We start from the raw sequence: 24,942 nt of genomic DNA, 5'->3' as shown, positions 1-24,942 counted from the left end.
CTGACGACCCCGAGGACACCACGCACCCATGGCTGACGACGAGCTCCCCCCGACCGACCTCCCGGACGCCGAAGGCGGCGACGACGGCGAGGGCACCGGCACCGACCCCACGATGACGGCCCACGGCCTCATCGAGCCCATCGAGATCGAAGACGAGATGGAGCGGTCCTTCCTGGACTACTCCATGTCGGTCATCGTCTCCCGCGCCCTGCCCGACGTGCGCGACGGCCTCAAGCCGGTGCACCGCCGGATCATGTGGGCCATGCACGACCTCGGTGCCCGTCCCGACCGGCCGTTCATGAAGTGCGCCCGCGTCACCGGCGAGGCCGGCGGCAAGTACCACCCCCACGGCGACCAGTCGATCTACGCGGCGCTGGTGCGCATGGCCCAGGACCACTCCATGCGCCACCCGCTGGTGCAGGGCCACGGCAACTTCGGCTCGCCCGACTACGGCCCCGCCGCCGCCCGGTACACCGAGTGCCGCCAGTCCCCGCTGGCCCTCTCGATGCTGGCCGACATCGACGAGGAGACCGTCGACTTCGCCGAGAACTACTCCGGTGAGTTCTCCGAGCCCACCGTGCTCCCCAGCCGCTTCCCGAACCTGCTGGTCAACGGCAGCCAGGGCATCGCCGTGGGCATGGCCACCAACATCCCGCCGCACAACCTCGGCGAGGTCATCGATGCCACGGTCCACCTGCTCGACAATCCCGACGCCACGCCGGACGACCTCATGGCCCACGTCAAGGGCCCGGACTTCCCCACCGGGGCGCTGATCATGGGCCGCGCCGGGATCATGGACGCCTACCGCACGGGTCGCGGCTCCATCCGCATGCGCGCCGTGGCCGAGATCGAGGAGTCCACCCGGGGTGGCGACAAGATCGTCATCACCGAGCTGCCCTTCCAGGTGGGCCCGAACCAGGTCCTCTCCAAGATCCAGGAGCTGGTGGCCACCAAGGAGATCGAAGGCATCTCCGACGCCAACGAGGAGTCCTCGGGGAACGACACCCGGATCGTGATCACGCTGAAGCGAGACGCCCCGGGCCTGGTCATCCTGAACAACCTCTACAAGCGCACCCCCATGCAGACCACGTTCTCGGTCAACACCGTGGCCCTGGTCGACGGCGTGCCCCGCACGCTGAACCTGCGCGAGTGCCTCGGCTACTACATCGACCACCAGGTCGAGGTCATCACCCGCCGCACCGAGTACCGGCTGCGCAAGGCCCGGGACCGGGCCCACATCGTCGAGGGCCTGATCAAGGCGCTCGACCTGATCGACCAGATCATCGCCACCATCCGGGCCTCGGAGGACAAGGCCGCGGCGCGCGAGGCGCTGCAGCAGGCCCCGTTCGAGTTCAGCGAGACCCAGGCCGAGTACATCCTCGACATGCAGCTGCACCGCCTCACCCGACTGGGCCGGGCCCAGCTCGAGGAGGAGATGGCGGAGCTGCGCCGCCGCATCGCCGAGTACGAGGCCATCCTCGGCGATCGCGCCGTGCTGGACGAGGTCCTCAAGACCGAGCTGGTCGCCATCCGCGAGAAGTACGCCACCGATCGCGTCTCCAAGGTCACCTACGACGTCGGCGACATCGACATCGAGGACCTCATCGACGACGAGGACCTGGTGGTCACCATGTCGGCCAAGGGCTACGTGAAGACCGTCGCCTTCGACGCCTTCAAGAGCCAGGGCCGCGGCGGGCGCGGCGTCTCGGGCGGCAAGCTCCGCGACGAGGACTACATCGCCCACATCATCACCACGACGGCGCACGCCTACCTGCTGTTCTTCTCGAACCTGGGCCGGGTCTACCGGCTCAAGGCCCACGAGATCCCCATGAAGGACCGCACGGCCCGGGGCACCGCCATCGTGAACCTGCTGCCGCTCCAGCCGGGCGAGCAGATCAAGGCGATCATCGACACCCGGGACTACGAGACCAACCAGTACCTCTTCTTCGCCACCCGCAACGGCCAGGTGAAGAAGACCCGCTTCAGCGAGTACGACTCGTCGCTGCGGGCCGGGCTCATCGCCATCAACCTGCGCGACGGCGACGAGCTGGTGAAGGTCATCCCCGTCAACGACGCCGACGAGATCTTCATGGTCAGCCGCAGCGGCATGACCATCCGCTACACCCAGGAGGACGTGCGCCCCATGGGCCGCTCCACCGCCGGCGTGCGCGGCATGAAGATGAAGCCGGGCGACGAGGTCGTCTCGTGCGACGTCGCCCGCGACGACACCGCCATCCTGATCGTGACCGACGGCGGCTACGGCAAGCGCACCCAGCTCGACAAGTTCAACATCCAGAACCGGGGCGGGCAGGGCGTGCGGGGCATCAAGCTCACCGCCAAGAAGGGGTTCGTGGTCGCCGCCTTCATGGTGGCCATCGACGACGAGATCTTCGCCATCGCCTCCGACGGGGTGGTCACCCGCATGGAGGTCCGCACGATCTCCTCGCAGGGCCGCGACGCCACCGGCGTCCGGGTGATGAACGTCGAGGGTGATCGCACGGTGGCCGCCGTGGCTCCGGTGCTCACCGCCGGCGAGAACGAAGAGGCCTGACCCCACCCCCTCGCCGGCTCGCGCTGGTCCCACCTTCCCCTGCTCCGACGGTTTCGCAGCCGCCGACCCGCCCTTCGGGCCCGGCGGGGGAAGGTGGTGCACGGTGGTCGATCGAGGAGGCTGGCCCGCCCGGGCCCGGGGCCGCGGCCAGGGCGGCCAGGTGGTCCCGCTGGTGGCGGTGGCGCTGCTGCTCGCCGGGGTGCTCGGCCTCGGCCTGGTCCACCTGGCGGCCGGCGCCTCGCGCCGGGCGGCGGCCCAGGCGGCCGCCGATGCGGCCGCGCTCGCCGGCGCGGCCGGCGGCCGGGCCGCCGCGACGGAGGTGGCTGCGGCCAACCAGGCGCGGCTCGTGCGCTACCGCGAGGAGGGCGACGACGTGGTGGTGGCGGTCGAGCGTCGAGGCGCCCGGGCGAGCGCTCGCGCCCGTTGGGAGCCCGACGACGGTCCGGCCGGTGGTCGGCCGACGGCGGCGCGTGGCGGCTGACGGCAGGCCGTCACGCCCGATCCCGTACACTCTCACGCGTGTCTGTTGACCGTCCCGGCGAGGCCGGACCCCAAGCGCCCCCCGGTGCTGCCCCGTCGGCTGCGCCGGAGCGGCCGCCGACGGCTGCCCGCGGCGGCGCCGGTCCCAAGCGCACGCCCCGCCCGGACTCGGTCGGCAAGCGCCCGGGCTCGGCCAAGATCGGCGCCAAGAGCGGCAACCGGGCCGGCGCCAAGGCGGCGGCCAAGTCGGCCAACGGCGGTGCTGCCGCCCGCCGTGGCACCCGAGCCACGCCCGCCCCGGCACCCGCCGAGCGAAGCTCCCACGACGACACCGCGGTCACCGCCTCACCTGTCCTGGCGCCTCCGGCGCCGATGGTCGATGCGCCGCCCGCTGCCCCTGCTGCGGCGCCGGCCCGCTCCCAGGGCGCGGTGCGCCGTGGCCGCCGCGTCAAGCGGGTGGTCCGCCGCGTCGAGCTGTGGTCGGTGCTGAAGCTGGCCCTCGTGCTCTACACCTGCCTGTACCTCGCGGTGCTCGGCGTCATCGCCCTCGTCTGGGGCCTGGCGTACTCCAGCGGCCAGATCGAGAACCTCCAGAAGTTCCTGGCCGACGTCGGCCTCGAGAACTACCGGTTCTACGGGGACCAGATGTTCCGGGCCTGCGCCGCCATCGGTGCCGTCGGGGTGCTGGCCGGGACCGTGGTCACCGTGCTCACCGCAGCCCTGATCAACGTCATCAGCGAGATGACCGGCGGCATCCGCCTGGTGGTCATCGAGGAAGACGTCACGCCACGGCGCTGAGCGCCACGGCTGCCACGGCGTGGCGCCTTTGCGGTTCGCATCACCGGTGCCCGATCTCCTACCATCGGCACCCGCTCGGGGCTATAGCTCAGTTGGTTAGAGCGCACCCCTGATAAGGGTGAGGTCGCTGGTTCGATTCCAGCTAGCCCCACGAAAGCCCCCCGGTCCCCGAGCCTCCGCAGGAGCCCAGCCGTGACGTTGATCCGACGAGCGCTGGTCGCGGTGGGGGTCGCCGGTGGGATCGCCGCCGTGCTGCGCCTCCGGGGCAGCGGCGGCACGCCTCCCCAGCGGGGCGGCTGGCGAGAGCTCTCGCCCGACGAGCTGCGCTGATGCGCGTCGCGGTCGTGGGCCTGGGCGCCGTCGGCACCCGAGCCGCCCGCCAGCTCGCCTCCACCGACGCCGTCACCGAGGTCGTGCTGCGCGACGAGCGCAGCCCCCGGGTCACCGAGGTCGCCTCGGCGCTCGGCGCCAAGGCCCGGCCGGAGCTGGGCCCGTACCCGTCGGTCCCCGAGGCCGACGTCGTGGTCATCGCCACGCCGGCCGGCACCCAGGTCGACCTGGCCCGCGCCCTGGTGGGCCGGGGCACGCCGGTCGTCACCACCTCCGACGCCATCGATGACGTCTCGGCCCTGCTCGACCTCGGTCCCGAGGCCGATGCCCGGGGCGTGCCGCTGGCCATCGGGGCCACGTTCGCTCCCGGGCTCACCTGCGTCCTGGCTCGCTTCGCCGCCGACCAGCTCGACACCGTCGACGAGATCCACGTCGCCCGGATCGGCACCGGGGGACCGGCCTGCGCCCGCCAGCACCACGACTCGCTGCGCGGCACCGCCCTCGACTGGCGCGACGGCGGCTGGCAGCGCCGGCCGGCGGGCTCCGGTCGCGAGCTGAACTGGTTCCCCGATCCCATCGGCGCGGCCGACTGCTACCGGGCGGCCCTTCCCGACGCGCTGCTGCTGGTCCCGGCGTTCAAGGGCGTGGGCCGGGTCACCGCCCGGCTCGCCGCCACCCGTCGGGACCGCCTGACCGCGCCGCTGCCCATGCTGCGGCGCCCGCACCCTGAGGCCGGCCTCGGGGCCGTGCGCGTCGAGGTCCGTGGCCGGGCCGACGACGGGATCCGGGTGGAGATCCTCGGCGCCATGGACCGACCGGGTGTGGCCGGCGGTGCGGTCGCTGCCCTGGCGGCGGTGGAGCTGGGTTCGGGCCGTGCGCTGCGCGCCGGTGCCGGCGGCTTGGCGGAGCTGGTGGAAGCGAAATCGTTCCTGGCCGAGCTGGGTCGTCGCGGGGTCAAGGCTGCCCGCTTCGGTTGAGGCGCGCGATCCGCGAATCCCCAGGTCACCGGGGTAGGCCGATGGGCCCATGCGAATCCCAAGCGTGTCATTTGCGGCCCGCGCCATTCAGCGTGGGCCGTCCGGCCCATTTCGGGCGAAAAGTGGCATTTGGGTCCGTATTTCGCGAGATTATGGCTCAAGTTCCGGAGCTGAGCGTCCGAAACGGATGAAGCTCCACTGGACACGGGGCTCCAACGAGAAGAGGGCGATGATGCGTACCGGGACCGATCCCAAGACCCAGGAGTTGATCGAACAGCACCTGCCGCTCGTGCGGCACGTGGTGTTCCAGGTGGCGGTGAACTTCCCCCGCCACGTCGACCGTGAGGAGCTGGCCACCGCCGGCGCCCTCGGCCTGGTCGAGGCGGCCCGCCGCTACGACGAGGAGCGGGGCGTCCCGTTCGACCGCTTCGCCGCCCAGCGCATCCGGGGCGCGATCCTCGATGCCGTCCGGGCCGCCGACTGGGCTCCCCGCTCGGTCCGCAACCTGGCCCGCCGCCTCGAGTCGATCGAGCAGCGCCTCGCCTCGAACCTGGGCCGCATGCCGTCGCCCGAGGAGACCGCCGAGGCCCTGGGCGTCAGCCAGGAAGAACTGCGCCGCCTCCAGGACAAGATGTTCCGCTCCGTCGTCCTCGCCCTCGAGTACGACGTGAACGACGGCGAAGAGGACCTGACCCTGGTCGAGGTGCTCACCGACGACTCGATGCTCGAGCCGAGCGAGGAGCTCGAGAACCGCGAGCTGCACGCCTACCTGCGTGACGCCGTGCACCTGCTGCCCGAGCGCCACCGCCTCGTGGTCGTCGGCTACTTCCTCGACGGGCGCAAGTCCCAGGAGCTGGCCACGTTCCTCGGCGTGACCGAGTCCCGCATCTCCCAGCTGCGCTCCGAGGCCCTCGAGATGCTCCGTGAGGGCATCACCGCCCAGTACGGGGCCGATGAGGCCGCCGACCTGGCCGCCGAGCCCCAGGGCCGCGTGGCCCGCCGCAAGGCCGGCTACGCCACCGCCATCGGCGAGGCCAGCCACTGGCACGACCGCATCGGCACCCAGCAGCAGCAGGTCGCGGCCAGCGCCTAGCGCCACCGCACCAAACCCCCCCTTCGTCGAAGCGCCCCGGGCTCACGCCCGGGGCGTTCCGCGTCCCGGGCTCGATCCTCATCGTCCTCGGGTCGACCGAACCGGGTTCGGGTCACCGGGGTTGCGCGGACCCCGCCGCGGACCCTGGGGAGGAGCCCGGCCGCACCCGCACGTGTCGGGAGCCAGGAACCTCCTGCACCTGCCGCAGGCCGGCCCGTTGGCGGCTAGCGGAGGAAGTCGAGGAGGTCGGGCATGCGGAGGCGGCTGGCGGTGGCCAGCACGGTCTCGTAGGCGGCGCCCTGGGCGAGGCGGACGAGCTCGGCGTCACGGCGGTCGACGCCGGGGTGCTCGGTCATGCCGGCGGAGACCTTGGCCAACCGCAGGGAGTCGAGGCCGGAGCGGGCCTCGCCGGCGTTGCGGTGGGCCGTGACCTCGATCTCGGCCACCAGGGCGACCAGGAGGTCGTGGTGGTCCCGGAAGATGCCGGGCCACGGTTCGGGCGCGGTGGCGGCCAGGCGGCGGAGCGTGGAGCCGTCGGCGTGCTGGGCCACGGTGGCGGCCCGCATGAGGTCGACCTCGCGGGTGCGGGTGCGGGCCCGCTCGACTTCGCGGGTGGCACGGGAGAGGAAGCGGACCTCGCCGCTCTCGAGGATCAGTCGGGTCTCGACCAACTTGAAGAGGAGGAGCTCCAGGAGCTCCCGCTCCCGTTCGAGTACTGCTGCGATCCGCTCCATGCGCCCCATCCATCGGCGGCGTGGCCCGGCGCTGAACCCTTCGGTCGCAGAATCACCTGGGAGCTGGGGCAGACTGCCGGGGTGATCGTCGACTGCGGGGTGTACCGCTCGGGCCGCCGCGAGGGGCACACGGAGCTGGCCGACGCTGCGGAGACGGCGGCGGCGGGCGGTGGCTTCGCCTGGATCGGGCTGCACGACCCGTCGATGGACGAGATCGACGCCGTGGCCGCCGAGTTCGGCTTCCACGAGCTGCTGGTGGAGGACGTGTGCAAGGCCCACCAGCGGGCCAAGTTCGAGCACTACGCCGACGACGTGAGCTTCGTGGTCCTCAAGACGGCCCGCTACGCCGGCCCCGACTCGGTGGCCATCGGCGAGATCCAGGTGGTGCTGGGCCCGAACTTCGTGGTGACGGTCCGCCACGGCGACGCCACCCCGCTCAAGCCGGTGCGCCAGCGCCTCGAGGCCCAGCCCGACCTGCTGGCCCGCGGCCCGGCGGCGGTGCTCTACGGGGTGGCCGACCAGCTGGTCGACGACTACGCCCCGGTCATCCAGGAGCTGGAGCTCGACGTCGACGAGGCGGAGCAGTCGGTCTTCAGCGACGCCCGGGAGAACCCCGCCGAGCGCATCTTCGGGCTCAAGCGCCAGGTGCTCGACCTGCTGCGCAACGTGCTCCCGGTGGTCGACGTGCTCGACGACCTGCAGGAGCCCGACGCCGCCCACCCCGAGCTGCACGCCTACTTCCGGGACGTGGCCGACCACCTGCGCCGGGTGATCGGCCGGGCCGAGCTGGTGCGGGACCTGCTCACCGACGCCCTCAACGCCAACCTGGCCCAGGTCAGCGTCCGCCAGAACGACGACATGCGCACCATCTCGGGCTGGGCAGCGCTCATCGCCGCCCCCACGCTGCTGGCCGGCATCTGGGGCATGAACTTCACCCACATGCCGGAGCTGGACTGGTGGGTCGGCTACCCGGTAGCCCTGGGGCTCATGGCCTTGGTGGTCGTGGTGCTCTACCGCCGCTTCCGCCAGAGCGGCTGGCTCTAGGCGGCGCGGCCGGCTCGAGCGGACGCTGGGCGCTTGGTGGGCGGTCGCCAGGCGAGCACCGCCGCGGTGGCCACGCCGGCGCCGAGGGCCAGGGCGGTGCCCACCCGGTCGACCGGGAACGACAGGTCGGTGGGCAGCACGGCACGGAACAGGACCTGGCGGCGCAGCACGGCCCAACCCGTGAGGGCGGCTGCGGCGGCGGCCAGCCCGGCGAGGCGGACCACGTAGCGATCGACGAGCGCGGCGGCCAGCGCGGCCACCACGGCGATGGCCGGGACCACCGCCGTGACCGGGTTGCCCCCGGCGCCGGGCGGGATCGACCGCCACTGCACCGTGCCGACGACGGTGGCCAGCCCGCCGAGGCCCGCCAGCCCGAAGGCGATGGCGCGGTGGGGAGGTGCCGCGCCGCGGCGCACGGCGGCCACGGCGACGCCGAGCACGACGGCGGCCGCGACGGCCACGATGGCCAGCCAGGGCAGCGGCGACGGTGACGGGTAGAGGAGCAGCTCGCCGCGGACGGTGACCGGGGTGCCGTCGGCAGTGACGTCGACCGTCCAGGTGCCGCCGGCACCGCCCATGTCGACCCGCCGGTTGCCGTCGATCGCGACGGGGGCGCGGCGACATCCAGTGGATGCGGTGGTCGTGCCAGGTGTAGGTGCCGTCGGTGGCGACCACCTTCCAGCGGGGTGCCTCGTCCGGACGGGCGGCCGAGGAGTCCGACCCGTAGCGGGAGGCGTTGATCGCGTAGGCGATCGACCGGATGTTGACCTGGACGGTGCCGTCGGCCCGGACCCGGAGGTAGGGCGGCGGGGTGGTGTCGCGGCCCTGCTGGTAGTCGGCCACCACCGCGGTGTGGCCCCGGTCGACCTGGAGCTCGAGGAAGGCATCCCCGCCCACCACCCGGAGGTCGACGCCGCGGGGGAGCGCCGGGTGCACGGTCAGGATGCGGGAGCGGTAGTCCGTCGGCTTGGCGGGGTCTGCCGCCGCCGGGCGGGCGGTCCCGAGGACCGAGAGCACGACGATCACGGCCGACGCCAGCAGGCGCCGAGCCCGAGCGCGGGGCGGTCCCGGGTGCAGCACGGCAGGCGGACGTCGAACCATGTCCCCAGGGTCGCACGGCGGGCCCAGGTGGTTCCCGCGGCCGCTCGACGGTCGGCCGAGGCCGGCGCTCCGGAGTCGTCTCGACCCGGTCGCGGGGGCCATGCTGGACGGGTGGACGACCTGACCCGCACCGCCCTGGCGGCTCGCGACGGCGACCAGGTGGCGCTGGCCCGCTTCGTGCGGGAGAGCCAGGCCGACGTGTGGCGCCTCGCCGCCCACCTCGTGGACCGGGGGGCGGCCGACGACCTCACGCAGGAGGTCTACGAGCGGGCGCTGCGGGGGCTGCACGCGTTCCGCGGCGATTCGTCGGCCCGCACGTGGCTGCTCTCGATCGCCCGGCGGACCTGCATCGACACCATCCGACGCCGGACCCGCATGCGGACCCGCGAGGCCCGCTTGCGGGTCCTGGCCGTGGAGCGCTCCGCGGGGATCGACGAGCTGGGCCTGGAGCTGCAGGAGCTGCTCGCGCTGCTGGACCCCGACCGCCGCACGGCGTTCGTGCTCACCCAGCTGCTGGGCTACTCGTACCACGAGGCCGCCGAGGTCTGCGGGTGCCCGGTGGGCACCATCCGCTCCCGCGTGGCGCGTGCCCGGGCCGACCTCCTGGTGGGCTGGGACGCCGCGCAGGACGACGAGGCCGGCTCCGCCGAGGCCTGAAGCCGCCTCGCGGTTGCCCGGCCCGGCTTGGCGGTCGTCCGGCCCGGCCCGGTCAGGGCCGGCGATGGCTGGTTCAGCCGTTGAGGATGCCGAGCAGCTCGTCGTGGATCTTGCCGTTGGTGGCGAGGCCGTTGCCGCCATCGGGCGAGAGGCTGCCGTCCAGCGCCGTGAACCGTCCGCCCGCCTCGGCGAGGATCACCGGCATGGGGGCGACGTCGTAGAGCTCGGCCTTGGGGTCGAACATGGCCTCCACCCGGCCGGTGGCCACGAGGACGTAGCCGTAGCCGTCGCCCCAGGTGCGCAGGTTCAGCTTGGCGGCCTTGGCTCGCAGCAGGCAGTCGTCGTCCCAGGGGGAGAGGCCGCTGGAGGTGAGGTAGGCGTCGGCGATGCCCTCGCGGTCGTTGACCGAGCACGGGGCGCCGTTGTCGAAGCAGCCGAGGCCGCGGCCGGCGTAGACGGTCTCGCCCAGGGCCGGCACGTTGATGACGCCGACGGCGATGCCGTCCTCGTCCTCGAGGGCCAAGAGGTTGGTGTAGAGCGGCACCCCGTGGGTGAAGGCCTTGGTGCCGTCGATGGGGTCGATGATCCAGCGACGGCCGGAGGTGCCGATCTTCTCGGCCTCCTCCTCGCCGAGGATGCCGTCGTCCGGGTAGCGGGCCTCGAGCTCCTCGCGGATGAGGCGCTCGGCGCCGCGGTCGGCGGCGGTGACGGGCGTGCCGTCGCCCTTGCGGTCGATGGCCAGGTCGTCCCGGCGGAAGTACTGCAGGGTCAGCTCGCCGGCCTGGCGGGCGATGGTGACGGCGGTGTCGAGCAGTTCGGGATCCACGGGCGTAGCCATAAGGGCCAATCTTCGCACGTCGCCCCCACCCCCTCCGAAGGCGCTCTGGAGGGCCCTCTCGACCGGTCCCAGGCCGCCCTCGGAGGGACCCTTCGGATTTCTCGCAGATTGCCCGCAAACCCTTGTGACACAATGATCTGACACCGTCGCCGGCCGGTCGTGGACGCCCCCGGACGAGTACGATCGGGGCATGGTCGACACCCTCTCGGATCAGCTGGCCCACGTGCGAAAGCGCCCCGGGATGTACATCGGGGGCACGGGCCCAGGGGGGCTCACCCACCTCGTGATGGAGGTCGTGGCGAACAGCTTCGACCAGGTGCTCGGCGGTCACGCCACCCGCATCGCGGTCCACCTCGCGGAGGACGGGTGGGTCACCGTCGACGACGACGGTCCGGGGATCTCGATCGCGGCGGGCCCTGACGGCACCTCGTTCCTGGAGCGCAGCTTCACCTCGTTCCGCGACACGGCCACGGCCACGGCCGACGGCCACGTGCCGCACGTGCACCTCTCCGTCGGCATCGGGCTCGGCCCGGTCTGCGCCCTGTCCGCCGAGCTCGAGGTCGAGGTCCGCAGCCCGGCCGGCACGCACCGCCAGTCCTTCGCCCAGGGGTGGCGGAGCTCGGCGCTCGAGCGGGTCGGTCCGGCCACGGCGAGCGGCACCACCGTGCGGTTCCTCCCCGATCCTGCGGTGTTCGACGGGGCCGGGCCGAGCATCGAAGGGCTCGCCGAGCACCTGCGCGCCCTCGCCCACCTCACGCCCGGGCTGACCACGGAGCTGTCGACCGATGCCGATGGCCGGCGGGTGTTCGGGCCGGTCGACGACCTGCGACCGGCCTACGACCACGAGTACTCGATCCTGGCGCACGACGGCTGGCGCATCCCCGACCCGCCCCTGCTCCTGCACTTCGAGCGGGACCGCAACGTGGTCGACCTGGCGCTCGGGTGGGACGGCAGCTGGAAGCCCGCCATCCGTTCGTACGGGAACTACGTGTCGACGGTCGAAGGCGGCCGCCACGAGGAGGGGATCGAGGAGGGCCTGCGCGAGGTGTTCGGGCGCGGACCGATGGGTGAGGTGCTGAAGGGGCTTCGAGCCCTGCTGCACGTGAAGATGCTCGACATCGAGTTCCCCGGGCCCACCCGGCAGCGGTTGGCCAGCCCGGCCGCGGTGTGGCTGGTGGCCGATGCGATCGCCGATGGCCTGCCACGGGCCCTTCGGGAGCATCCCGAGCTCGACGCCGACCTGCGGTCGCGCGTGCTCACCCGCAGTCGTGTCGGCGGGGGTGCGCGGAGGGGGTAGACCGGTCGTCGCGAGGAGGCGGCGATGGCTGACGACGACCGGGGGGTCCAGGACGGCAGGGCGGTGGTGGTGGTGCCGCGCGAGCCGGGGCCGCTGCGGCCACTCGAGACCGCGCCCGGCCGGTCACGAGACGAGCTCGACGAGCTGATCGACGACCTGCTGCCTGACGTCGAGGGCGGCCCGGGCTGGTTCGACGCCACGCTGGTGGCGGGCGGGCTGGCCCTGGTGGCGTGGGGGCTGCTCGGGGGCTCGACGTTCGTCCTGGTGATCGGCATCCTCGCCGCCGGACTGGGCTGCGTGCTGCCGGTGCGCAGCGCCTGGCGGCGGGGCCGGCAGCTGCGTGCTGGTCGTCGGACGAGCGCAGCCTTGGCCACCGGGGTGCCGCTCGACGTCGGCAGCGAGGTCGGGCGGCGGTTGGCGGCGGCCTACGGCGCGCTGCTGGAGGTGGCGGGCGCGGCGAGCGCGGCGGTGGCGGCCGGCCACGGCGCGGTCCTCGAGGCGGCGTCGTTGCTCGACGGCCGTGCGCCGGGGACCGACCGCGAGGTCGGCTACGTCGAGGAGCGGACGGTGGCGATCGAGGCGCTGGTGGCCGAGCTCCGCGCCCTGCCTGCCGCGCCGGACGCCGAGCCCGGTGCGACCGCGGATGCCGACGCCGTGGTGGCCGCCCGCGACGAGCTCGATCGGCTCGATCCCGCGAGCACCCTGCGTCGGCTGGAGGCCATCCGCGACGAGCTCCGAGGCGGCCGCCGTGGGCGGGGCTGAGGGCCAGACCGCCCCCGCCGGGGACGGAGCGGGTGCCGGGGCCGCGGTGCCCGGTGCGTTGGCGCCTCCGGCCGCGCCCGCGGCGACCGACTCCGGCCCCGCGACAGGCAAGCCGGTGGGCCAGACCGCGGCGGTGCCGCCGAGCGGGGAGGTCGGTGAGCCCACCCGGAGGCCGGGGCCGTTCGACCTCGAGCCCCCACCGGCGCGAGTCGGGGCCCGTCGTGGTCCCGCGTCGGCGCCGGCACCCTCGAGCGTGGCGCCGGCGCCGGACCCGTCGGTGGCGCAGGTCGCCGCGCCACCCCGGCGCGGTCCGACGTCGAGCGCACCGACCGCGCCGGCACGGTCGTCGGGCTCGGCGCCGACCCAGCCCCGGGCCGGCGGGACGGTGGCGCCGGCCGGTGAGGAGCAGGAGATCGGCGTGGTGGGGCGCATCCTCGCCGTGCCGTTGCTGCCGTTCGTGCTCGGGTGGGAGGCGCTCAAGGGCCTGGGCCGAGGCGTCGCCGGCATCGGCCACGGGGCGGTGGAGCTGGGCCGTCGGGTCGAGGACGCCTTCGACCGCGCCGCCTCGGCGCTCGTGCGGGGCGCCGCCCGGCCCTTCCGCGCCGCATGGGCGGTGCTGGCTGGAGCAGGTCGGAGCCTGGCGGCCCTCGGCCGAGGAGCGGACCACGCCGTTCGCTCGGCGGGGCGGGCCATCGCGACGGCGGCGGGCCAGCTGGGCCGGGGTGCGGTCGCCCTGGTGCGGCGCGTCGGCGTCGCCCTCCGTGCCGCCCTCCGTGTCGTCGTCGCTCCGATGGGCCAGCTCGGTCGGGGTGCGGTCGCTCTGGTGCGGCGGATCGGGGTGGCGCTGCGCGCCGGGGCGCGGGCGGTGGCTCTGCCGGTGCGGGCGTTCGGCCGGGGGTCGGTCGCCCTGGTGCGGCGGGTCGGCGTTGCGCTGCGGGGCGGCGCCCGTGGCGTGGCTGCGGCGGTGCGCCAGCTGGGCCGGGGTGCGGTCGCTCTGGTGCGGCGGGTCGGGGTGGCGCTGCGTGCCGGGGCGCGGGCGGTGGCTCTGCCGGTGCGGGCGTTCGGTCGGGGGTCGGTCGCTCTGGTGCGGCGGGTCGGCGTTGCGCTGCGGGCCGCGGCTCGTGGCGTGGCCCTACCGGTGCGGCAGCTGGGTCGGGGTGCGGTGGCGGTGGTGCGGCGGATCGGGGTGGCGTTGCGCAGCGGTGCCCGTGTCGTCGTGGCACCGCTGCGGCAGCTGGGTCGGGGTGTGGTGGCGATGGTGCGCGGTGTCGGGGCGGCGTTGGCCGCGGGTGCTCGTGCGATCACCGTGCCGGTGCGGCGGTTGGGGCGCGGCGCGCGGGCGCTGGGGAAGCGGGTGGGGGAGGCCGTGCGGGCAGGTGCTCGTGCGGTGGCCTCGCCCTTGCTGGCGGTCGGTCGGGGCGTGCGGGGGCTGGTGGCGCAGGCCGGATCCGCGATCCGGGCGACGGTGCGGGTGATCGTCGCACCGGTGCAGGCCGTCGGCCGAGCGGTGGCGCTCGTCGTACGAGGGGCGGGCGTGGGGCTCCGACGTGCCGGAGCGGCGGCGGTGGCCATCGGACGCGCCGGGCTGCGACCCGCGGTCCTCCTCGTCGGAGCCGTACGGCGGGGTGGGGCGGCGATCGGGGCCGGCACGAAGGTCGTGCTGAGCAGCGTTGGCCGTGGGCTGCGTGCGAGCGTCGCACCCGTGCGGGCGATCGCCCGAGGCGCCGCAGGCCTGGTCCGGGGGTCGGCAGCGGCGATCGCGGGCGGGTGGGGACAGGTCCGCCGCCTGGCCGGCGCTGCACTGGCGCCGATCCGTTCGGCTGCGGCTGCCGGCGCCGCCGGTGCCCGAGCGGCGGTGGCGGCGCTCCGGCGCGCTGGTGGGGCCGCGACGTCCTCGGTGCGGTCGACGGGACGGGCGATCCGGTCCGGGCTGCGCTCGGCGGTCGCGCCGGCTCGAGCGGTGGGCGCCAGCCTCCGGTCGGCGGCCCAGCGCGCCGGCGCGTCCCGCCGTGCTGTCGGGCACGCCATCCGGACCCGGGCCGCAGGCGTGACCGACCAGGCTCGAGCGGTCCGCCTCCGCGCCCGCCGTTCGGCCCAGCAGGCCCGCGCCTCGCTGCGCTCCAGCGGGGCGGGCGCCCGCGCCTGGGCCCGGGCCATCGCCCGTCGCTCGCGGCCCTGAACCCGAGCGGTCGACGCCGACACCCGCCGTGGTGGGTGGGGTTCTGGTCGTCGGGGCGGCCAGATGTCAGCCCGGTTCGCCAGGAGGTGGCGGTGGCGATCGGCCGAGCCTGGCCCGGCCTGGCCGGGCCCGGCGCTACTTGGCGGGGAAGCGCTTGGCGTACTCGCCGCCGGTGCGGATGGACCGGATGAGGTCGCCCAGGCCGGTGGCGCTGGTGCGGTCGCGGTCGGACCACGTGGTCCACCAGTTGGCCTCGGGGGCCCGGTGGAGCATGGCGTGGTAGATGGTCAGCACGCGGATCTTGTTGGCGATGGTGGGCCGGTAGGTGCTGTCCTCGCAGCGCTCGCGGGCCAGCGCCGGGCGGGTCATGCCCCCGTCGAGCTTGGCGGTGAGGTTGGCCAGAGTGGCGGCGGTGGGCTCGACGCCCTTGAGGTTCAGCTCGATGCGGCGGGCGAACTCGCGGTTCGAGAGCGTGCCCCAGAGGGTGGTGAACTTCGCCGAGTCGACGATGCCGGTGGCGGCCTTGTCGAGGGTGAGCCCCGCCCGGCACTGGCGGACCCAGTACAGGACGCCGTCGTAGGCCGGGATCCCGCCGAAGGCGGCGAGGTAGAGGCGCATGACGGGGTTGGTGAAGGCCTGGACCCGGCCGGTGGCGAGCTGGCTCTCGATGAACGCGTCGGGCGAGATCGTGCCGCCCTCGAGGTTGGAGATGGCCGAGGTCAGCCACGCCTGCGACGGCACGGCGCCGAGGAAGTCGTCGGCCTGGCGCTGGGCGAAGGGCTTGGCGCCGGCGGCCGGGGCGAAGGCCTCGGGGCCGACCGGGGCCCGCAGCTTGGCGGGCTCGGCCGCCTGCAGGGAGTACTTCGCGTTGCAGGCGGCGGCGTTGTACCACTTGGCGTTGGGGAGGCGGATCTCGAAGTGGCAGTGCGAGCCGGTGGCCTCGGCGTTGCCGCTGTCGCCGAGGAAGGCCACGTGCTGGCCCCGCTTGACCACGGAGCCGATGGCGAGGCCGGGAGCGAAGGCGTAGGCCGCTGGGTTCTTGCCGTCGTCGGTGCCGGGCGTGTCGTTGTTGATGTGCAGGTAGCAGTAGTAGTAGCCGTCGACCCCCTTGATGTAGAGGGAGTTGCCGCCGGTCTCGTAGCGGAGCTCGACCACGGTGCCGTCGACGCAGGCCAGCAGCTTCAGCAGCTTCTTGCCCATGAGGTCCTGGCCCTCGTGCTTGCGGCCGTTGCTGCGGGGGGCGAGGTAGGTGTCGGTCCAGGTGGCCTTGCCCAGGGTGGCGTCGGGCAGCACCGGGAACATGATGTTCTGCTGGTGGACCTCGGTGGCCGGGCGGGGCGGCAGGAAGCCGAAGTCGTTGGTGGTGGGCCCGGGGCCGGTGCCCTCGGCGGTGCCCGTGCCGTCGTCGGCGCCCCGGGGCGCCGCGCCGGCGGTGCCGGCCCAGCCCAGTGCGGGCACCAGGCCGGCGGCCAGGCCACCGGCGATGACGGCCCGGCGGCTCACGCCGGCGGCTTCGGCGGGCCCACGGTCGGCGGGGTCAGGGTGGCAGGCACAGCTCATGGGTCGAGATCCTCGTGATCGGGCGGCGTGGACCAGGGGGAGCCGTCGCGGCCGGCGGTGGCGATGTGACGATAGCGTTACGAACCGGCGTCGGCCCAGGCGGGTCCCGTTCCCATCGGCAGGCTCCGCCCCGATGTGGAGGGCTCCGGTGGGTGGTTCGGCCCCGGCCGCGCCGGGTGGCCCCCGGTAGGGTGGACGGGTGGCCGATGACCTCCACCACGCGATCAGCGCCCGGCTCACGGGGGCCGACCAGCGCTACACCTCCGGTCGGCGCAGCCTCGTCGATGCCCTCGTCGACGCCGACCGGCCGCTGACCGCAGCCGAGATCCTGGTGGCGGGCGGCCTGGCGCAGAGCTCGGCGTACCGGAACCTGTCGGTGCTCGAGACCTGCGGCGTGGTGCACCGGGTGGCCGGCACCGACGAGTTCGCCCGCTTCGAGCTGGCCGAGGACCTCACCGATCACCACCACCACCACCTGATCTGCACCAACTGCGGGCTGGTCACCGACTTCACCGTGTCCGACCGGCTCGAGCGCTCGCTCGAGGCCGCCATGGAGCGGGTGGCCGAGACCACCGGCTTCCGCCCGGACCACCACCGCCTCGACCTGCTCGGCCGCTGCGCCGACTGCGGCTCGTAGCGGCGACCACCGCCGCCATCGCCCGAACCGCTCTGGAGCTCCCTTCGTGACCACGCCTGCCGCCGAGGCCGCCCGCCGGCGCACCTTCGCCATCATCTCCCACCCCGACGCGGGCAAGACCACGCTCACCGAGAAGTTCCTGCTCTACGGCGGGGCCCTCTCCGGTGGCGCCGGCGCCGTCAAGGCGCGGGGCGATCGCCGGTCGGCCACCTCCGACTGGATGGAGATGGAGCAGCAGCGCGGCATCTCCATCACGTCGACGGTGCTGCAGTTCCCGTATCGGGACTGCGTGGTCAACCTGCTCGACACCCCGGGCCACCGCGACTTCTCCGAGGACACCTACCGCGTGCTGGCCGCGGCCGATGCCGCGGTGATGGTGCTCGACGCGGCCAAGGGCATCGAGCCGCAGACCCTCAAGCTGTTCGAGGTGGTGAAGGCCCGGCAGATGCCGCTCATCACCTTCATCAACAAGTGGGACCGCCCCGGCTACGAGGCGCTCGAGCTGCTCGACGAGATCGAGCAGAAGATCGGCGTGGTGGCCGCCCCGGTCACCTGGCCGGTCGGCATCGCCGGGGACTTCCGCGGCGTGGTCGACCGGCGCTCCGGCGACTTCATCCGCTTCACCCGCACCGCCCGGGGCGCCACCGAGGCGCCCGAGGAGGTCGTGAGCCCCGAGCGGGCCGAGGCCGAGGAGGGCCAGACCTGGCTCACGGCGCGCGACGAGGTCGAGCTGCTCGGGACCATGGGCCTCGACCACGACGACGAGCTGTTCCTGGGCGGCGAGATGTCGCCCACCTTCTTCGGCTCGGCGCTCACCAACTTCGGGGTGCGGCTCCTGCTCGACGCGGTCATCGACCTGGCTCCGGCGCCGTCGGCCCGCCCCGACATCGACGGTGCGGTGCGCGACCTCGGCGCGCCGTTCAGCGGCTTCGCCTTCAAGGTCCAGGCCAACATGGACAAGTCCCACCGCGACCGCATCGCCTTCCTGCGGGTCAACTCCGGGACCTTCGAGCGGGGCATGGTGGTCACCCACGCCGACACCGGCAAGCCGTTCGCCACCAAGTACGCCCACTCGGTGAACGGCGCCGACCGCGAGACGGTCGACCTCGCCTACCCCGGTGACGTGGTCGGCCTGGTCAACGCCACCGACGTGCGGGTGGGCGACACGCTCTGGTTCGAGTCGCCGGTGACGTTCCCCCGGATCCCCAGCTTCGCCCCCGAGTACTTCTCGGTGGCCCGAGTGCGCGACACCGGCCGGTTCAAGCAGTTCCGCAAGGGCATCGCCCAGCTCGACGAGGAGGGCGTGGTGCAGGTGCTGCGCGACCCCGACACCGGGGACCAGGCGCCCGTGCTGGCCGCGGTCGGGCCGATGCAGTTCGACGTGGCGGTGCACCGGCTCGAGAACGAGTTCGGCGCTCCCGTCGAGCTGAGCCCCACCACCTACTCGGTGGCCCGCCGCACCGACGCGGCCAGCGCGGCGGCGCTGCGCTCGATGCGCGGCGTCGACGTCCTCGGCAAGGCCGACGGCACCCTCATCGCCCTGTTCGAGAGCGTCTACTGGCTCGATCGGCTGGTGGCCGACCAGCCCGAGCTCACCCTCGAGAGCTTGGTGGCCGGCGACCAGGCCGGCTGATCACTCGCACTTGAGGCCCGCCTTCGGCGGGGTGAGGTCGACCAGGTAGGTGGTGACCGCGTCGTCGACGCAGGCCTTGCCCTGGGCGAAGATCGTGTGCCCCTCGCCGACGTTGGTGATGAGCACCGCGCCGGGGATCTGCTTGGCCACCTTCACGCCGGACTCGTAGGGCGTGGCGGGGTCGCCGGTGGTGCTGATGACCACCACGGGGGGGGCAGGCCCTTCACCGCCGCGGTCAGCGGGGTCACCGGCTGGGGCTTGCCGGGCCAGAGGGCGCAGCGCACGTAGTCGTTCACCAGCGCCTCGCCCACCCGTGGGTACTGGGCGGCGACGAGCTTGGCGTAGGTGAAGACCTCGTTCGGGTCCTTCGGCCACGGCGAGTCGAGGCAGCTCACGGCGAAGTAGATCTCGAAGCCGTTCGGGTAGCTGCCGTCGGGTTGGCGCTGCAGGTACTGGTCGGCCAGGCCGACGAGGCCGTTGCCGTTCCCGGTGGCGGCCTGCTGCAGGGCTCGCGCCAGCTGCGGCCACAGGGTCTCGGAGTACAGGGCCTGGCCGAGGGCGAGGGCGACGACCCCGGGGGTGGCCGGCCGACCGGCTCGCTTGGCGGGGATGGGGGCCTGCTCGGCGTCGGCGATGACCTCGTCGATCACCTGGGCGGCCGGCTCCTTGAGCCCGCAGTCGTTGGCGTCGCACGCAGCGACGAAGTTGTCGAGGGCGCGGGTGAAGCCCTTGGCCTGGCCGGCCGCGGCCTGCAGGCCCGAGACCGAGGAGTCGACCACGCCGTCGAGGACCATCGCCCGCACGTGGGTGGGGAACGCCTTGGCGTACTGCTGGCCGATGGACGTGCCGTAGGAGTAGCCGACGTAGGTGATCTTCTCCTCGCCCAGCGCCTTGCGGACCTCGTCCATGTCGCGGGCCACGTTGACCGTCCCCAGGAACGGCAGGAGGTCCTTGTACTTCTTGGCGCACTCGTCGACGAACGCCTTGGAGGCCTTGAGGTAGGCGTCCTTGTCGGCCTGGTCCTCCATGGTGGGGTCGACCTGGTAGATCTCCTGGAGGTGGCTCCGGCAGTCGAGCGGGTCGCTGCGGCCCACGCCGCGGGGGTCGAAGCCCACGATGTCGAAGCGCTTCGTGAGCTCGCTGGGCAGCGGGCTGCCCTCGATGAAGTCGACGGCCGAGCCGCCGGGGCCGCCGGGGTTCATCAGCAGCGAGCCGATGCGCTCCGAGGGGTCGGTGGCGGGTCGGCGGGCGAGGGCGAGGGCGATGGTGTCGCCCTCGGGGTCCTTGTAGTCGACCGGCACCTCGAGGGTGGCGCACTCGAAGCCGCCGTCGCAGTCCTTCCAGTCGAGCTCCTTCGCGCCGGGGACCGTGGTGGTGGTGGCGGCGGCCTCGGTGGTGGAGGTGGTCGACCGGTCCGGTTCGGCGGTGGTGGTGGTCCGAGCCACGGTGGTGGTGGTCTTCGGCGTGGCGTCGCTCCCCGAGGTGCTGCACGCGGCGAGGGCACCGGCGGCGAGCAGGGTGGCGAGGGCCGAGCGGGCCCACCGGCGATCGAAGGTCATGCGGGGGTCCCGTCGTCGGGCCGGTCTTCGGCGGTGGGGGCGGGCAGGAGCTCGTCGAGCCGCTCGTTCAGGTCCTCCAACGCCTGGCCGACGCGGTCGACGGCCTGGCGCAGGTCGTCGGCGGTGACGACGTCGGCCAGGGTGAGGCGGACCGAGGAGAGCTCTCGGGCCAGGTACTCGGTGTCGGCCTGGGTGCGGGCGTTCACGTCGCGGTCGTCCTGGGACTGGGCGCGGTCGCGGTCGTCCTGGCGGTTCTGGGCGAGGAGGATGAGCGGCGCGGCGTAGGCGGCCTGGGTGGAGAACGCCAGGTTCAGCAGGATGAACGGGTACTTGTCCCAGCGGAGCTGCCACGCGAAGGCGTTCAGCGTGATCCAGGCCCCGACGATGATGGTCTGGATGACGAGGAAGCGCCCGGTGCCGAGGGTGCGGGCGATGGCCTCGGCGAAGCGGCCGAAGGCGTCGGGGTCGTAGGTCCGACCGAACGCGCCGGGGCGGCGGGGCTGCGAGAGCTCGTCGCCGTCGCGGGGGGAGCTGGAGGCCGGGAACTTCATCGGCGCGTCGTCCTGCGACGCCAGCCCTCGGGCAGCACGTGGTCGAGCACGTCGTCGACGGTGACGGCCCCGACGAGGCGGCCGGCGCCGTCGCACACCGGGATGGCCAGGAGGTCGTAGGACGCCAGGCGCTCGGCGACGTCGCGGAGCGGCAGGTCCGGGGCCACCGGCTCGTGGGTGTCGTTGACGCAGTGCTCGAGGGTGGTGGCCGGCGGCTCGCGCAGGAGGCGCTGGAAGCCCACGACGCCCAGGTACTTGCCGGTGGGGGTGGACGTGGGGGGCTGGGTGACGAAGACCTGGGCGGCCAGCTCGGCCGGCAGCTCGCGCATGCGGATCTGGGCCAGGGCCTCGGCCACCGTGGTGGTGTGGCCGAGCACGACCGGCTCCGGGGTCATGAGGCCGCCGGCGGTGTTCTCGTCGTAGGCCAGGAGGCGGCGCAGGGGCGTGCTCTCCTCAGGACGCATGCGGGTGAGCAGCTCGGCGCGGTCGCCCTCGTCGAGGTCGGCCAGGAGGTCGACGGCGTCGTCGGGCTCCATCTCCTCCAGGATGTGGGCGGCCCGGTCGAGGTCGAGCGTCTCGATGAGGCGCACGGCTTCCTCGTCGGGCATCTCCTCGAGGAGGTCGGCCACCTGCTCGTCGGCCAGCAAGGCCATGACCTGCTGGCGCCGGGCCAGCGGGAGCGACTGGAGGCGGGACACGACGTCGGTGGGGTGCAGGTCGCGCAGCTCGGCGACCTGCGCCTCCTCCGGCGTGCTGGCGAAGTGCGAGGCGACGTCGGTCCACGGGACCACGTGCGGCGCCCGCCGTCGCAGCGGCCCGCGTCGCCCGAGCGCGGCCTGGGTGACGAACCAGAAGGCGTTGTCCGGGCCGGGGGTGATGGCGAGGTCGGTGAGGTACTCGTCGCCGATGCGGGTGTCGAACAGGTCCCGGACCGCCAGCTTCTCGCCGGGGCGCTGCTGGAACGAGCGCATGTCGACCGTGCCGCCTCGGAGCCGGACGCCGGTGGCGCTGATCTCGCTCACCCGGGCGACGTTCACGAAGATGTGGCGGCGCTGGAACTGGGCCACGAACCCGAGGACGCGCAGGTCCTGGCCGGAGGGCACCAGCACGACGTCCTGGACGCGGCCGACCGGCCCACCGTCGCCGTCGACGAGCAGCAGGCGCACCAGGCGGGAGACGAACGCAGGTGAGGCCGACACGTCGGCCGACGCTACTTCGGATGGCCCGCCCGGCGGCCCCCGCGCCCTGACCGCGGCGAGGCGGGCCGCCTGGTCAGGGCGGGCGAGCGGCGCTCAGCGAGCGGCGTCCGGCGCGCCGGCCACGGCGAGGGCCAGGCCGAGGACGTCGGCCAGGGCGACGGCGGTCCGGCGCCGATCGCGGTCGATGCCCTCGGGCTCCGACGGCGGCGTGGCGACCAGCGATCCCAGGAGGCGTTCGCCGTGGCGGACCTCGATGACGACCCCGTCGGCGGGCAGCACGAAGGCGTCGCCCTGGAAGACGTACGGCGCGCCGCCCACCCGGCCGCCGGGCTCCATGCGGGCCAGCGACGCGTCGACGGGGTCGGTGGTGAACGTGCAGCGCCGCAGGCGCAGCACGGCGGCGACCTCGGCCTCGACGGCGGCGACCACCTCGGGGCCGGCCGCACCGCCGGCGCTGAGCTCGGTCACCCGGTGGATGCCGGCCACCTCCTCGGTGCCGGCCCGCTCGGCGACCTTGGCCACCCGGCGGGACGTCGCGATCTGGCCCACGGCCAGCCCGACGGCCACGAGCAGCAGCGTGGTCCACACGTCGTCGGCGCTCTTGATGGCCAGGGATCGGTACGGCTGGGTGTGGAAGAAGTCGAAGGAGACCGCCGCCACGACGCCGGAGAGCGAGCCGGCGGCCCGACCGCCGGTGTAGGCGGCGACCACCACCACCAGGACCAGGGCCAGGGCCACGTTCGTCTGGTCGATCTCGCCCCGGAAGCTGGTGAGCAGCCCCGCCACGCCGATCGAGCCGAGCACGCCGACGCTCAGCCCCATCACACCCCTGTCGTCCATCACTGGTCTCATGGGTCCGTTGTACGCCCGTCCTGGCGGCAGCGCTGCAAACAACGCGACAAGAAACCCCGCCGCCGCGTCAACAGCGCGCCAACACCCTTCCCCCTGGTGTGGCCCGGTCGTACACCGGCACCCATGGCCGATCTCCTCTTCCTCGTCGTCACGGTGGCGTTCTTCGCCGTGGCCGCCGGTTTCACCGTCCTCTGCGACCGCATCATCGGGCCGGACCGGGACCACGGCGACCCCCAGGGCGCCGGCGAGCCCGACCCGCCCGCAGAGGCCGTCGGGGCCCCGGCCCGCGCGACCGCCGGAGCCCGGTCGTGAGCGCCGACAACGTGATCGGCCTGGTGATCGCCCTGCTGGTCACCGGCTACCTGATCCTCACCCTCGTGTTCCCGGAGAAGTTCTGATGGCTGCTGCGTCCTGGTTCCAACTGCTCGCCCTGGTGGCGCTGATCGTGGCCGGCACCCGCGTCCTCGGCCCCTACGTGGCCAACGTCTACGACGGTTCGGCCTCCCGGGCCGACAAGGTCTTCGGCCCCGTCGAGCGCCGCATCTACCGGCTCTGCGGCATCGACGAGGAGCGAGAGCAGCGGTGGAACACCTACGCCCTCTCCCTGCTGGCCTTCTCGCTGGTGTCGGTCCTGCTCCTGTTCGCCATCCAGCGCCTGCAGGGCTCGCTGCCGTTCAACCCCGACGGCTTCGGCGCCGTGCCGGTGCCGCTCGCCTGGAACACCGCGGTGAGCTTCGTCACCAACACGAACTGGCAGAACTACGCCGGCGAGACGACCATGAGCCCGTTCACGCAGATGGTCGGCCTGGCCGTCCAGAACTTCGTCTCGCCGGTGGTGGGCCTGTGCGTGGCCATGGCGCTGGTGCGAGCCCTGGCCCGCCGCAGGGCCGGCACCATCGGCAACTTCTGGGTCGACCTGGTGCGCGGCACGCTGCGGATCATGGTGCCGCTGTGCATCGTGGTGGGCCTCGTCCTGATCAGCCAGGGCGCCATCCAGAACCTCCACGGGTTCACCACCGCCCGCACCCTCCAGGGGGCCACGCAGGCCATCCCCGGCGGCCCCTTCGCCAGCCAGGAGGCGGTGAAGATGCTCGGCACCAACGGTGGCGGCACGCTCAACGCCAACTCCATGCACCCGTTCGCCAACGCCAACGGGTTCACCGACCTGCTGCAGATCTTCTCGCTGCTGCTCATCCCCTTCGCCGTGACGTTCTCGTTCGGCCGGATGATCAAGGACCAGCGCCAGGGCTGGGTGCTGTTCGCCACGATGATGGTCCTCTGGCTGGGTGCGGTGGCGCTGGCCACCGGCATGGAGGTCAAGGGCAACCCCGAGCTCCGCCAGGCCGGCGTCACCCAAGTGGTCACCGCCACCCAGGGCGGCGGCAACATGGAGGGCAAGGAGGTCCGGTTCGGCTCGGCCGGGTGCGGCGTGTTCGCCGCCAGCACCACGGGCACGTCCACCGGCGCCGTGAACTGCGCCCACGACTCGATGACGCCGCTGGGCGGCATGGCCCCGCTGGCCAACATGATGCTGGGCGAGGTCAGCCCCGGCGGGGTGGGCGCCGGGCTCTACGGCATCCTCGTCTTCGCCCTGCTCGGCGTGTTCATCGCCGGGCTCATGGTGGGCCGCACGCCGGAGTACCTCGGCAAGAAGATCCAGGCCGCCGAGATGAAGCTGGTGGTGCTCTACATCGTGGCCGTGCCGTTCGCGGTGCTCGGCTTCACCGCCGCCTCGCTGGTCACCGGCAACAAGGCCTCGATCCTCAACCCGGGGCCCCACGGCCTCAGCGAGGTGGCCTACGGCTTCACCTCGGCCGGCAACAACAACGGCAGCGCCTTCGGCGGCCTCGCCGGGGCGACCGATTGGTACAACACCACGCTCGGGCTCTCGATGCTGATCGGCCGCTTCCTGCTGATCGTCCCGGTGCTGGCCATCGCCGGCTCCCTCGCCCGCAAGCAGCGGGTGCCGGCGTCCAGCGGCACCTTCCCCACGGGCACGCCGCTCTTCGCCGGCCTGCTCACCGGCGTGATCCTCATCGTCGTCGGCCTGACCTACTTCCCCGTCCTGGCGCTCGGCCCCATCGTCGAGCACCTGGGCCTCTCGTGAGCC

At 73.5% G+C, this 24,942-nt stretch carries 25 protein-coding genes and 1 tRNA gene; 17 read left to right on the top strand and 9 right to left on the bottom strand.

Features of this window, described 5'->3' with window-relative positions; translation table 11 throughout:
- Positions 1–28 precede the first annotated feature (28 nt).
- The 7 genes from gyrA (at position 29) to KSP35_RS15695 (ending at position 6,229) form a co-directional block, all read left to right on the top strand.
- Complete coding sequence (gyrA, locus tag KSP35_RS15725) at positions 29–2,551, top strand: DNA gyrase subunit A (protein WP_216996768.1); 2,523 nt, start codon at positions 29–31, stop codon at positions 2,549–2,551.
- Between the two features lie 103 nt (positions 2,552–2,654).
- Positions 2,655–3,032: a hypothetical protein gene (locus KSP35_RS15720; protein ID WP_216996767.1), complete on the top strand. Its 378-nt coding sequence runs from the start codon at positions 2,655–2,657 to the stop codon at positions 3,030–3,032.
- Between the two features lie 38 nt (positions 3,033–3,070).
- A complete protein-coding gene (locus KSP35_RS15715; protein ID WP_216996766.1) occupies positions 3,071–3,829 on the top strand; it encodes a DUF3566 domain-containing protein in 759 nt (252 codons plus the stop codon).
- 77 nt (positions 3,830–3,906) lie between these two features.
- Positions 3,907–3,980: transfer RNA gene (locus tag KSP35_RS15710), tRNA-Ile, on the top strand.
- Between the two features lie 41 nt (positions 3,981–4,021).
- Entirely contained in the window at positions 4,022–4,159 is a 138-nt protein-coding gene (locus KSP35_RS15705) for a hypothetical protein (protein WP_216996765.1), read from the top strand.
- Positions 4,159–5,136 (top strand): Gfo/Idh/MocA family oxidoreductase, encoded by a 978-nt coding sequence (locus tag KSP35_RS15700; RefSeq protein WP_216996764.1) that lies wholly within the window; start codon positions 4,159–4,161, stop codon positions 5,134–5,136. The genes KSP35_RS15705 and KSP35_RS15700 overlap by 1 nt, the downstream gene beginning before the upstream one ends.
- 229 nt (positions 5,137–5,365) lie before the next feature.
- Positions 5,366–6,229 carry a sigma-70 family RNA polymerase sigma factor gene (locus tag KSP35_RS15695; RefSeq protein WP_216996763.1) on the top strand — a complete coding sequence of 288 codons (864 nt, stop codon included), beginning with the start codon at positions 5,366–5,368 and terminating at the stop codon, positions 6,227–6,229.
- A gap of 224 nt (positions 6,230–6,453) precedes the next feature.
- Here the strand turns inward: KSP35_RS15695 and KSP35_RS15690 are convergent, their stop codons facing one another.
- Positions 6,454–6,963 (bottom strand): hypothetical protein, encoded by a 510-nt coding sequence (locus KSP35_RS15690; protein ID WP_216996762.1) that lies wholly within the window; start codon positions 6,961–6,963, stop codon positions 6,454–6,456.
- An 81-nt stretch (positions 6,964–7,044) separates the two neighbouring features.
- On the opposite strand from KSP35_RS15690, the gene KSP35_RS15685 reads away from it, so the two are divergent.
- A complete protein-coding gene (locus KSP35_RS15685; RefSeq protein WP_216996761.1) occupies positions 7,045–8,007 on the top strand; it encodes a magnesium and cobalt transport protein CorA in 963 nt (320 codons plus the stop codon).
- Here the strand turns inward: KSP35_RS15685 and KSP35_RS15680 are convergent.
- The gene (locus KSP35_RS15680) at positions 8,004–8,585 is read right to left on the bottom strand and encodes a hypothetical protein (protein ID WP_216996760.1); all 582 of its coding nucleotides are present in this window, start codon (positions 8,583–8,585) and stop codon (positions 8,004–8,006) included. The two genes, KSP35_RS15685 and KSP35_RS15680, sit on opposite strands and share 4 nt — an antisense overlap.
- Before the next feature lie 634 nt (positions 8,586–9,219).
- Between KSP35_RS15680 and KSP35_RS15675 the strand changes: the two genes are divergently transcribed.
- Complete coding sequence (locus KSP35_RS15675) at positions 9,220–9,765, top strand: sigma-70 family RNA polymerase sigma factor (RefSeq protein WP_216996759.1); 546 nt, start codon at positions 9,220–9,222, stop codon at positions 9,763–9,765.
- A 73-nt stretch (positions 9,766–9,838) separates the two neighbouring features.
- On the opposite strand, the gene KSP35_RS15670 is transcribed toward KSP35_RS15675, so the two are convergent.
- Positions 9,839–10,591 (bottom strand): inositol monophosphatase family protein, encoded by a 753-nt coding sequence (locus KSP35_RS15670; RefSeq protein WP_216996758.1) that lies wholly within the window; start codon positions 10,589–10,591, stop codon positions 9,839–9,841.
- A 202-nt stretch (positions 10,592–10,793) separates the two neighbouring features.
- On the opposite strand from KSP35_RS15670, the gene KSP35_RS15665 reads away from it, so the two are divergent.
- The 3 genes from KSP35_RS15665 (at position 10,794) to KSP35_RS15655 (ending at position 14,841) form a co-directional block, all read left to right on the top strand.
- Positions 10,794–11,900, top strand: a complete 1,107-nt coding sequence (locus KSP35_RS15665; protein WP_216996757.1) for an ATP-binding protein — start codon at positions 10,794–10,796, stop codon at positions 11,898–11,900.
- A gap of 24 nt (positions 11,901–11,924) precedes the next feature.
- Positions 11,925–12,662: a hypothetical protein gene (locus KSP35_RS15660; RefSeq protein ID WP_216996756.1), complete on the top strand. Its 738-nt coding sequence runs from the start codon at positions 11,925–11,927 to the stop codon at positions 12,660–12,662.
- A gap of 418 nt (positions 12,663–13,080) precedes the next feature.
- A complete protein-coding gene (locus KSP35_RS15655; RefSeq protein ID WP_216996755.1) occupies positions 13,081–14,841 on the top strand; it encodes a hypothetical protein in 1,761 nt (586 codons plus the stop codon).
- A gap of 135 nt (positions 14,842–14,976) precedes the next feature.
- On the opposite strand, the gene KSP35_RS15650 is transcribed toward KSP35_RS15655, so the two are convergent.
- A complete protein-coding gene (locus tag KSP35_RS15650) occupies positions 14,977–16,401 on the bottom strand; it encodes a M23 family metallopeptidase (protein WP_216996754.1) in 1,425 nt (474 codons plus the stop codon).
- Between the two features lie 199 nt (positions 16,402–16,600).
- On the opposite strand from KSP35_RS15650, the gene KSP35_RS15645 reads away from it, so the two are divergent.
- Both KSP35_RS15645 and KSP35_RS15640 read left to right on the top strand, forming a co-directional pair.
- Positions 16,601–17,038 (top strand): Fur family transcriptional regulator, encoded by a 438-nt coding sequence (locus tag KSP35_RS15645; RefSeq protein ID WP_216996753.1) that lies wholly within the window; start codon positions 16,601–16,603, stop codon positions 17,036–17,038.
- Positions 17,039–17,084: 46 nt separating this feature from the next.
- Positions 17,085–18,671 carry a peptide chain release factor 3 gene (locus KSP35_RS15640; RefSeq protein WP_216996752.1) on the top strand — a complete coding sequence of 529 codons (1,587 nt, stop codon included), beginning with the start codon at positions 17,085–17,087 and terminating at the stop codon, positions 18,669–18,671.
- Here KSP35_RS15640 and KSP35_RS15635 read toward each other — a convergent pair whose 3' ends face one another.
- From KSP35_RS15635 to KSP35_RS15615, 5 genes are all read right to left on the bottom strand, one after another.
- Positions 18,672–18,875, bottom strand: a complete 204-nt coding sequence (locus KSP35_RS15635) for an alpha/beta hydrolase (RefSeq protein ID WP_216996751.1) — start codon at positions 18,873–18,875, stop codon at positions 18,672–18,674. It abuts the gene before it with no gap.
- On the bottom strand, positions 18,824–20,230 hold the full coding sequence (locus tag KSP35_RS15630) for an alpha/beta fold hydrolase (protein ID WP_216996750.1): 1,407 nt from the start codon (positions 20,228–20,230) through the stop codon (positions 18,824–18,826). Before KSP35_RS15630 ends, KSP35_RS15635 begins: the two co-directional genes overlap by 52 nt.
- Positions 20,227–20,781: a DUF1003 domain-containing protein gene (locus tag KSP35_RS15625; protein WP_216996749.1), complete on the bottom strand. Its 555-nt coding sequence runs from the start codon at positions 20,779–20,781 to the stop codon at positions 20,227–20,229. The genes KSP35_RS15630 and KSP35_RS15625 overlap by 4 nt, the downstream gene beginning before the upstream one ends.
- Complete coding sequence (locus KSP35_RS15620) at positions 20,778–21,980, bottom strand: magnesium transporter MgtE N-terminal domain-containing protein (RefSeq protein WP_216996748.1); 1,203 nt, start codon at positions 21,978–21,980, stop codon at positions 20,778–20,780. The genes KSP35_RS15625 and KSP35_RS15620 overlap by 4 nt, the downstream gene beginning before the upstream one ends.
- A 93-nt stretch (positions 21,981–22,073) precedes the next feature.
- The gene (locus tag KSP35_RS15615; RefSeq protein ID WP_216996747.1) at positions 22,074–22,820 is read right to left on the bottom strand and encodes a DUF4118 domain-containing protein; all 747 of its coding nucleotides are present in this window, start codon (positions 22,818–22,820) and stop codon (positions 22,074–22,076) included.
- Between the two features lie 135 nt (positions 22,821–22,955).
- Here KSP35_RS15615 and KSP35_RS15610 point away from each other — a divergent pair, with 135 nt between their 5' ends.
- The 3 genes from KSP35_RS15610 to kdpA are packed head-to-tail and all read left to right on the top strand — an operon-like array spanning position 22,956 to position 24,939.
- Positions 22,956–23,144, top strand: coding sequence for a hypothetical protein (locus tag KSP35_RS15610; protein ID WP_216996746.1), 189 nt, complete (start codon positions 22,956–22,958; stop codon positions 23,142–23,144).
- On the top strand, positions 23,141–23,230 hold the full coding sequence (locus KSP35_RS15605; protein ID WP_216996745.1) for a potassium-transporting ATPase subunit F: 90 nt from the start codon (positions 23,141–23,143) through the stop codon (positions 23,228–23,230). Before KSP35_RS15610 ends, KSP35_RS15605 begins: the two co-directional genes overlap by 4 nt.
- The gene (gene kdpA / locus KSP35_RS15600) at positions 23,230–24,939 is read left to right on the top strand and encodes a potassium-transporting ATPase subunit KdpA (protein WP_216996744.1); all 1,710 of its coding nucleotides are present in this window, start codon (positions 23,230–23,232) and stop codon (positions 24,937–24,939) included. The genes KSP35_RS15605 and kdpA overlap by 1 nt, the downstream gene beginning before the upstream one ends.
- The last annotated feature ends 3 nt before the right edge of the window (positions 24,940–24,942 follow it).

Source organism: Aquihabitans sp. G128, from assembly GCF_019048865.1.
In the GTDB taxonomy this organism is placed as follows: Bacteria; Actinomycetota; Acidimicrobiia; order Acidimicrobiales; family Iamiaceae; genus Aquihabitans.
Note: the sequence above shows the minus strand (reverse complement) of the source record. Positions and strands in the feature narration are given on the sequence as shown.

Excerpts from the sequence above, each read along its gene's own strand:
- KSP35_RS15680 (WP_216996760.1), bottom strand. The coding sequence starts at position 8,585 with ATGGGCGGTGCCGGCGGCACCTGGACGGTCGACGTCACTGCCGACGGC.
- kdpA (WP_216996744.1), top strand. The coding sequence starts at position 23,230 with ATGGCTGCTGCGTCCTGGTTCCAACTGCTCGCCCTGGTGGCGCTGATC.
- KSP35_RS15615 (WP_216996747.1), bottom strand. The coding sequence starts at position 22,820 with ATGGACGACAGGGGTGTGATGGGGCTGAGCGTCGGCGTGCTCGGCTCG.
- KSP35_RS15610 (WP_216996746.1), top strand. The coding sequence starts at position 22,956 with ATGGCCGATCTCCTCTTCCTCGTCGTCACGGTGGCGTTCTTCGCCGTG.
- KSP35_RS15625 (WP_216996749.1), bottom strand. The coding sequence starts at position 20,781 with ATGAAGTTCCCGGCCTCCAGCTCCCCCCGCGACGGCGACGAGCTCTCG.
- KSP35_RS15690 (WP_216996762.1), bottom strand. The coding sequence starts at position 6,963 with ATGGAGCGGATCGCAGCAGTACTCGAACGGGAGCGGGAGCTCCTGGAG.
- KSP35_RS15630 (WP_216996750.1), bottom strand. The coding sequence starts at position 20,230 with ATGACCTTCGATCGCCGGTGGGCCCGCTCGGCCCTCGCCACCCTGCTC.
- KSP35_RS15660 (WP_216996756.1), top strand. The coding sequence starts at position 11,925 with ATGGCTGACGACGACCGGGGGGTCCAGGACGGCAGGGCGGTGGTGGTG.
- KSP35_RS15695 (WP_216996763.1), top strand. The coding sequence starts at position 5,366 with ATGATGCGTACCGGGACCGATCCCAAGACCCAGGAGTTGATCGAACAG.
- KSP35_RS15650 (WP_216996754.1), bottom strand. The coding sequence starts at position 16,401 with ATGAGCTGTGCCTGCCACCCTGACCCCGCCGACCGTGGGCCCGCCGAA.
- KSP35_RS15665 (WP_216996757.1), top strand. The coding sequence starts at position 10,794 with ATGGTCGACACCCTCTCGGATCAGCTGGCCCACGTGCGAAAGCGCCCC.
- KSP35_RS15700 (WP_216996764.1), top strand. The coding sequence starts at position 4,159 with ATGCGCGTCGCGGTCGTGGGCCTGGGCGCCGTCGGCACCCGAGCCGCC.
- gyrA (WP_216996768.1), top strand. The coding sequence starts at position 29 with ATGGCTGACGACGAGCTCCCCCCGACCGACCTCCCGGACGCCGAAGGC.